The following is a 7163-nucleotide window of genomic DNA, read 5'->3' on the forward strand; positions in this document are numbered from 1 at the left end:
GGATGGTGGTGAAGCGGTCTTCCTGAACCACACGCTCGGACAGGCAGATGGAGTCTTCGAAGTTGAAGCCGTTCCACGCCATGAACGCGATGCGCATGTTCTGGCCCAGTGCCAGTTCACCCATGTCGGTGGACGGACCGTCGGCCATGATGTCGCTACGCTGGACCTTGTCACCTTTGCTAACCAGCGGACGCTGGTTGATGCAGGTGTTCTGGTTCGAACGGGTGTACTTGGTCAGGTTGTAGATATCTACACCTGCTTCGCCGGTTTCCACTTCGTCGTCGTTAACGCGAACAACGATACGGCTGGCGTCGACCGAGTCGATCACACCACCGCGGCGAGCAACCACGCAGACACCGGAGTCACGGGCGACGTTGCGCTCCATGCCGGTACCTACCAGCGGTTTGTCGGCACGCAGGGTCGGAACCGCCTGACGCTGCATGTTCGAACCCATCAACGCACGGTTGGCGTCGTCGTGCTCGAGGAACGGAATCAGCGACGCTGCGACCGAGACAACCTGCTTCGGCGAAACGTCCATCAGGGTGACGTCTTCCGGCGCCTTGACGGTGAATTCGTTCAGGTGACGAACTGCTACCAGCTCATCGATCAGTTGCTTCTTCTCGTTCATCGCGGCCGAAGCCTGGGCGATGACGTGATCAGCTTCTTCGATGGCCGACAGGAACACGATGTCGTCGCTGACCACACCCTCTTTCACCACGCGGTACGGGCTTTCCAGGAAGCCGTACTGGTTGGTGCGGGCATAGGCCGCCAGGGAGTTGATCAGGCCGATGTTCGGACCTTCAGGGGTCTCGATCGGGCACACGCGACCGTAGTGGGTCGGGTGTACGTCACGGACTTCGAAGCCTGCACGCTCACGGGTCAGACCGCCAGGGCCGAGTGCGGAGACGCGGCGCTTGTGGGTGATCTCGGAGAGCGGGTTGTTCTGGTCCATGAACTGCGAGAGCTGGCTGGAACCGAAGAACTCCTTCACCGCTGCCGCAACCGGCTTGGCGTTGATCAGGTCTTGCGGCATCAGGCCTTCGCTTTCGGCCATCGACAGACGTTCCTTGACCGCGCGCTCTACACGCACCAGGCCAACGCGGAACTGGTTCTCGGCCATCTCGCCGACGCAACGTACACGACGGTTACCCAGGTGGTCGATGTCGTCGACGATACCCTTGCCGTTACGGATATCGACCAGGGTCTTCAGTACATCGACGATGTCTTCCTTGCTCAGCACGCCCGAACCTTCGATCTCGGTACGACCGATACGACGGTTGAACTTCATGCGGCCAACGGCGGACAGGTCGTAACGCTCGGCACTGAAGAACAGGTTGTTGAACAGGGTCTCGGCGGCATCCTTGGTCGGTGGCTCGCCAGGACGCATCATGCGATAGATCTCGACCAATGCCTCCAGCTGGTTGCTGGTGGTGTCGATCTTCAGGGTATCGGCGATGAACGGACCGCAATCGATGTCGTTGGTGTACAGGGTCTCGATGCGTACGACCTGAGCCTTGGCGACCTTGATCAGCAGATCGGTGGTCAGCTCGGTGTTGCACTCGGCCAGGATCTCGCCAGTGGCCGGGTGCACGATGGCCTTGGCGGTGGTGCGACCGATCACATACTCCATCGGAACGTCCAGCTGCTTGACGCCGGCTTTCTCGATCTGGTTGATGTGACGCGCAGTGATACGACGACCCTGCTCGACGATGACCTTGCCGGTTTCGTCGGTGATGTCCATGACCGCAACTTCACCGCGCAGGCGTTGGGCGACCAGCTCCAGGCTCAGCTTCTCACCGGAAACGTGGAACACGTTGGTGGTGTAGAAGGTGTCCAGGATTTCTTCGGTGCTGTAGCCCAGGGCGCGCAGCAGGACGGACGCCGGCAGCTTGCGGCGACGGTCGATACGCACGAACACGCAGTCCTTCGGATCGAACTCGAAGTCCAACCAGGAACCGCGGTAAGGAATGATGCGAGCGGAGTACAGCAGCTTGCCGGAGCTGTGGGTCTTGCCACGGTCGTGGTCGAAGAACACACCTGGCGAACGGTGCAGCTGGGAAACGATCACTCGCTCGGTACCGTTGATAACGAAGGTACCGTTCTCAGTCATCAGGGGGATTTCACCCATGTAGACTTCTTGCTCTTTGATGTCCTTGATCGCTTTGTTCGACGATTCCTTGTCGAAGATGATCAGGCGCACTTTCACCCGCAGCGGAACTGCGAAGGTCACGCCGCGCAGCACACATTCCTTCACATCGAAGGCGGGCTCGCCCAGGCGATAGCCTACGTACTCCAGGGCAGCATTGCCGGAGTAGCTGATGATCGGGAATACCGATTTGAAGGCCGCATGCAGACCGACGTCGCGGAACTGATCCTTGGATGCTCCCGCCTGCAGGAATTCGCGATACGAATCCAGCTGGATGGCCAGGAGATACGGCACATCCATGACGTCCGGCAACTTGCTAAAGTCCTTGCGGATACGTTTTTTCTCAGTGTATGAGTAAGCCATCAGCGTTCCCCAGCTTGGTCACCTGCTTGTTTGGCTTCTCCCGGCGGGAGCAGCCAGAAAATCGTGCAAACCCCTTGGTTTGCGCCACCCACATGGGTGTCTTGCAGCTCGTTATCGGGGCCGACCTGATCGGCCACCAATAACGGAAAAAGGCCGGTGGCATGAGCCACCAGCCATCAGCCTTTCGCTTAGCGCTCAGGCTGCAGTCGCAAAGTCGCTATTACTTCAGCTCGACTTTAGCGCCAGCTTCTTCCAGCTTCTTCTTCGCGTCTTCAGCGGCTTCTTTCGAAACGCCTTCAGCTACGACTTGAGGAGCGCCGTCAACTTTCTCTTTGGCTTCTTTCAGGCCCAGACCGGTCAGTTCACGAACGGCCTTGATCACGTTGACTTTCTTCTCGCCGGCTTCAACCAGAACAACGTTGAACTCGGTTTGCTCTTCAACAACGGCAGCAGCAGCAGCTGGGCCAGCGGCAACAGCGGCAGCAGCGGTAACGCCGAAGGTTTCTTCCATCGCTTTGATCAGTTCAACAATTTCCAGAACGGTTTTCTGGCCGATCGCTTCGATGATTTGCTCGTTAGTCAGAGACATGACTATGAATTCCTGTATTGGGGTGACAGCCTACGCGGCCATCAAATTAAACGTTTGATTTCGAGAAAGACTACGCCGCCTTAGGCAGCAGCAGCTTCTTTCTGGTCGCGCAGCGCTGCCAGGGTACGGGCCAGCTTGCTGGTTGCACCTTGGATAACGCTCATCAGCTGTGCGATAGCCTCGTCGCGAGTTGGCAGGGTTGCCAGCACGTCGATCTGGTTAGCGGCAAGGAACTTGCCGTCGAACGCAGCTGCCTTGATCTCGAACTTGTCCTGACCCTTGGCGAACTCTTTGAACAGACGGGCAGCAGCGCCCGGGTGCTCGTTGGAGAAAGCGATCAGGGTCGGGCCAGTGAAGGCGTCGTTGAGGACACTGAATTCAGTGTCGGCAACAGCGCGCTTGAGCAGGGTGTTACGTACGACACGTACGTATACACCAGCTTCACGAGCCTCTTTACGGAGTCCGGTCATTGCGCCTACAGTCACACCACGGGCATCAGCCACGACAGCGGACAGAGCGACTTTGGCAGCCTCGTTGACTTCAGCGACGATGGCCTTCTTGTCTTCGAGTTTAATTGCCACGGGTTTACTCCTGGTTTTTACCGTTTCATCTGGCCGAGGCCGGATGTCGTTTTGGTGTCTGATTCGGTAACGAATCGGGAGCACCATCTGCGTAGGCTTGTCTTTTAAGGCTTGCGCCGCCTACGGTCTTGGATAGCCCCCGCCAGGCAGGGACCCCAATCTCTTGCTGCTGGCGCGACAAGTCGCGCCGGCATTGTCTTACACGCTCAGCGAGCTCTGATCGATGATCAGACCTGGGCCCATGGTGGTGCTCAGGGTAACGCGCTTGACGTAGATACCTTTCGCGGAAGCCGGCTTGATACGCTTCAGGTCAGCGATCAGGGCTTCAACGTTTTCCTTCAGCTTGGTGGCTTCGAAACCAACCTTGCCTACGGAGGTGTGGATGATACCGTTCTTGTCGGTACGGTAGCGAACCTGACCAGCCTTGGCGTTTTTCACGGCAGTGGCTACGTCTGGGGTCACGGTACCGACTTTCGGGTTAGGCATCAGGCCGCGAGGACCCAGAACCTGACCCAGCTGACCAACGACGCGCATGGCATCAGGCGATGCGATGACGACGTCATAGTTCAGGTCGCCGCCTTTCATTTCGGCAGCCAGATCGTCCATACCTACACGGTCAGCGCCGGCAGCCAGAGCGGCTTCAGCAGCTGGACCCTGGGTGAAGACAGCAACGCGTACGGTCTTGCCAGTGCCGTGTGGCAGCACGGTAGCGCTACGAACGACCTGGTCGGATTTACGCGGGTCAACACCGAGGTTAACGGCGATGTCGAACGACTCGACGAACTTGGCAGCAGGCAGCGAGGCCAGCAGAGTTGCCGCTTCTTCGAAGCCGTAGGCTTTGCCTGCTTCGATTTTTTCGGCGATTGCCTTTTGGCGTTTGGTCAGCTTAGCCATTACACACCCTCCACGTTCAGGCCCATGCTGCGGGCAGAGCCAGCGATGGTGCGTACAGCAGCGTCCAGGTCAGCAGCAGTCAGATCAGCCTGTTTAGCCTTGGCGATATCTTCCAGCTGAGCACGGGTCACGGTACCGACTTTAACGGTGTTCGGACGAGCCGAACCACTGGTCAGGCCAGCAGCTTTCTTCAGCAGAACCGAGGCAGGGGTGCTCTTGGTCTCGAAGGTGAAGCTACGGTCACTGTAGACAGTGATGATGACTGGAGTCGGCAGGCCTGGCTCTTGACCCTGGGTACGGGCGTTGAAAGCCTTGCAGAATTCCATGATGTTCACACCGTGTTGGCCCAGTGCTGGACCAACGGGTGGGCTTGGGTTGGCCTGGCCGGCCTTTACTTGCAGCTTGATGTAAGCCTGAATCTTCTTAGCCATGAGCTACTCCAAAATCGGGTTCAAGCGCCTATTGGCTCCCCGGATGACTTGCGTTTTATCCCAGTGACGACAAAACCCCGCAGCACATAGGGCTGCGGGGTATGGGATGCTGCGTTCTGCTAGACCTTTTCGACCTGGCTGAACTCGAGCTCCACCGGGGTGGAGCGACCGAAAATAAGCACTGCAACCTGCAGACGGCTCTTTTCGTAGTTAACCTCTTCGACGCTACCATTGAAGTCTGCGAACGGACCATCAATGACTCGAACCACTTCACCCGGCTCGAACAGCGTTTTCGGCTTGGGCTTGTCACTGCCGTCGGCAACGCGACGCAGGATAGCCTCAGCTTCTTTATCAGTGATCGGCGCAGGTTTGTCTGCGGTACCACCAATGAAACCCATGACCCGAGGAGTATCCTTGACCAAGTGCCAAGTACCCTCGTTCATTTCCATCTGAACCAGGACATAGCCCGGGAAGAACTTACGCTCACTCTTGCGCTTCTGGCCGTTGCGCATCTCGACGACTTCTTCGGTCGGGACAAGGATCTCGCCGAATTCATCTTCCATGCCAGCCAGCTTTACACGCTCGATCAGAGAGCGCATTACATGCTTCTCGTAACCCGAGTAAGCATGCACGACGTACCAACGCTTAGCCACGGGACACCTTTAGCCTACAATCAAGGAGACCAACCAGCCGAGCAGGGAATCAAGACCCCACAGCAGCAACGCCATAACCAGGACCACAGCCACAACAATCAAAGTGGTCTGGGTGGTTTCTTGGCGGGTAGGCCACACGACTTTACGGATCTCGGTACGAGCTTCCTTCGCCAGCGCAAAGAACGACTTACCCTTCGCAGTCTGCAAGGCAATGAAGCCTGCGACAGCAGCCAGGGCGAGCAACGCCAGAACGCGATACAGGATAGGAGCGGCGGAGTAATACTGATTACCCACGACACCCACGACAACCAACGCTACGACAGCAAGCCACTTGAAAAGATCAAAACGCGATTCTTGGGCTTCAGTTTTGGGAGTCATCGAGGAGGATCCTGTGAGAAGAAAGCCAATCACACCGAGGTGAATGGCAGGTCAGGAGGGAATCGAACCCCCAACCTACGGTTTTGGAGACCGTCGCTCTGCCAATTGAGCTACTGACCTTTAAAGCTGTATCAGGCCGACCATTATGTCGGCCTGATCGAGATAAATCAACTACTTATTCAATAATCTTTGCTACGACGCCGGCGCCGACGGTACGACCGCCTTCACGGATGGCGAAGCGCAGACCGTCTTCCATTGCGATGGTCTTGATCAGGGTGACAGTCATCTGAATGTTGTCACCTGGCATTACCATCTCAACGCCTTCCGGCAGTTCGCAGTTACCGGTCACGTCAGTGGTACGGAAGTAGAACTGAGGACGGTAGCCTTTGAAGAACGGAGTGTGACGGCCGCCTTCTTCCTTCGACAGAACGTAGACTTCTGCGGTGAACTTGGTGTGCGGCTTGACCGAACCTGGCTTGACCAGAACCTGGCCACGCTCAACGTCGTCACGCTTGGTGCCGCGCAGCAGCACGCCGCAGTTCTCGCCAGCACGACCTTCGTCCAGCAGCTTGCGGAACATCTCAACGCCGGTGCAGGTGGTGGTGGTGGTGTCACGCAGACCAACGATTTCCAGCGGATCCTGAACGCGAACGATGCCACGCTCGATACGGCCGGTAACAACGGTACCGCGACCCGAGATCGAGAACACGTCTTCGATTGGCATCAGGAACGGCTGGTCGATGGCACGAACTGGCTCAGGAATGTAGCTGTCCAGAGTCTCTACCAGCTTCTTGACAGCGGTAGTGCCCATTTCGTTGTCGTCTTTGCCTTCCAGCGCCATACGAGCCGAACCGATGATGATCGGGGTGTCGTCGCCTGGGAAGTCGTAGGTGGACAGCAGGTCGCGAACTTCCATCTCGACCAGTTCCAGCAGCTCAGCGTCGTCTACCAGGTCAGCCTTGTTCAGGAAGACCACGATGTACGGAACGCCAACCTGACGGGACAGCAGGATGTGCTCACGGGTTTGCGGCATCGGACCTGAACTGGGCGGGCTTTTATCTGAACCGCGACGAGCAACTGGTGCTGGGCCCGTTCCAGGGGCAGGTGGCTTGTGTGCGCATTCCGTTC

7 protein-coding genes, 1 tRNA gene and 2 pseudogenes are annotated in these 7163 nt (G+C 57.6%); 1 reads left to right on the forward strand and 9 read right to left on the reverse strand.

Translation table 11 applies throughout. The features are described from left to right. The 9 genes and pseudogenes from rpoB to ACQKPE_RS25395 all read right to left on the reverse strand — a co-directional run. The coding region (gene rpoB, locus ACQKPE_RS25355; protein ID WP_427669437.1) for a DNA-directed RNA polymerase subunit beta at positions 1 to 2509 on the reverse strand (2509 nt) is incomplete at its 3' end. Positions 2510 to 2729: 220 nt separating this feature from the next. Further along, on the reverse strand, positions 2730 to 3098 hold the full coding sequence (gene rplL, locus ACQKPE_RS25360; RefSeq protein ID WP_427669439.1) for a 50S ribosomal protein L7/L12: 369 nt from the start codon (positions 3096 to 3098) through the stop codon (positions 2730 to 2732). An 80-nt stretch (positions 3099 to 3178) separates the two neighbouring features. Beyond that, on the reverse strand, positions 3179 to 3679 hold the full coding sequence (gene rplJ, locus ACQKPE_RS25365) for a 50S ribosomal protein L10 (protein ID WP_029614620.1): 501 nt from the start codon (positions 3677 to 3679) through the stop codon (positions 3179 to 3181). A gap of 198 nt (positions 3680 to 3877) precedes the next feature. Next, on the reverse strand, positions 3878 to 4573 hold the full coding sequence (gene rplA / locus ACQKPE_RS25370) for a 50S ribosomal protein L1 (protein WP_427669441.1): 696 nt from the start codon (positions 4571 to 4573) through the stop codon (positions 3878 to 3880). Then, positions 4573 to 5004, reverse strand: coding sequence for a 50S ribosomal protein L11 (rplK, locus tag ACQKPE_RS25375; protein ID WP_011531881.1), 432 nt, complete (start codon positions 5002 to 5004; stop codon positions 4573 to 4575). The genes rplA and rplK overlap by 1 nt, the downstream gene beginning before the upstream one ends. Before the next feature lie 119 nt (positions 5005 to 5123). Further along, the gene (gene nusG, locus ACQKPE_RS25380; RefSeq protein ID WP_011531880.1) at positions 5124 to 5657 is read right to left on the reverse strand and encodes a transcription termination/antitermination protein NusG; all 534 of its coding nucleotides are present in this window, start codon (positions 5655 to 5657) and stop codon (positions 5124 to 5126) included. Between the two features lie 9 nt (positions 5658 to 5666). Further along, the gene (gene secE / locus ACQKPE_RS25385) at positions 5667 to 6035 is read right to left on the reverse strand and encodes a preprotein translocase subunit SecE (protein ID WP_427669443.1); all 369 of its coding nucleotides are present in this window, start codon (positions 6033 to 6035) and stop codon (positions 5667 to 5669) included. Positions 6036 to 6079: 44 nt separating this feature from the next. After that, positions 6080 to 6155 (reverse strand) — tRNA-Trp (locus ACQKPE_RS25390). Positions 6156 to 6210: 55 nt separating this feature from the next. Then, positions 6211 to 7080 (reverse strand): annotated as a pseudogene (locus ACQKPE_RS25395) (elongation factor Tu); the annotation flags it as partial. Between ACQKPE_RS25395 and ACQKPE_RS25400 the strand changes: the two are divergent. Further along, positions 7071 to 7163, forward strand: a pseudogene (locus ACQKPE_RS25400) (GAF domain-containing protein); the annotation flags it as partial. The pseudogenes ACQKPE_RS25395 and ACQKPE_RS25400 overlap by 10 nt on opposite strands.

Source organism: Pseudomonas sp. NPDC089554 (assembly GCF_050280645.1).
Taxonomy (GTDB): Bacteria; Pseudomonadota; Gammaproteobacteria; order Pseudomonadales; family Pseudomonadaceae; genus Aquipseudomonas.

Excerpts from the sequence above, each read along its gene's own strand:
- rplL (WP_427669439.1), bottom strand. The coding sequence starts at position 3,098 with ATGTCTCTGACTAACGAGCAAATCATCGAAGCGATCGGCCAGAAAACC.
- rplA (WP_427669441.1), bottom strand. The coding sequence starts at position 4,573 with ATGGCTAAGCTGACCAAACGCCAAAAGGCAATCGCCGAAAAAATCGAA.
- rplK (WP_011531881.1), bottom strand. The coding sequence starts at position 5,004 with ATGGCTAAGAAGATTCAGGCTTACATCAAGCTGCAAGTAAAGGCCGGC.
- secE (WP_427669443.1), bottom strand. The coding sequence starts at position 6,035 with ATGACTCCCAAAACTGAAGCCCAAGAATCGCGTTTTGATCTTTTCAAG.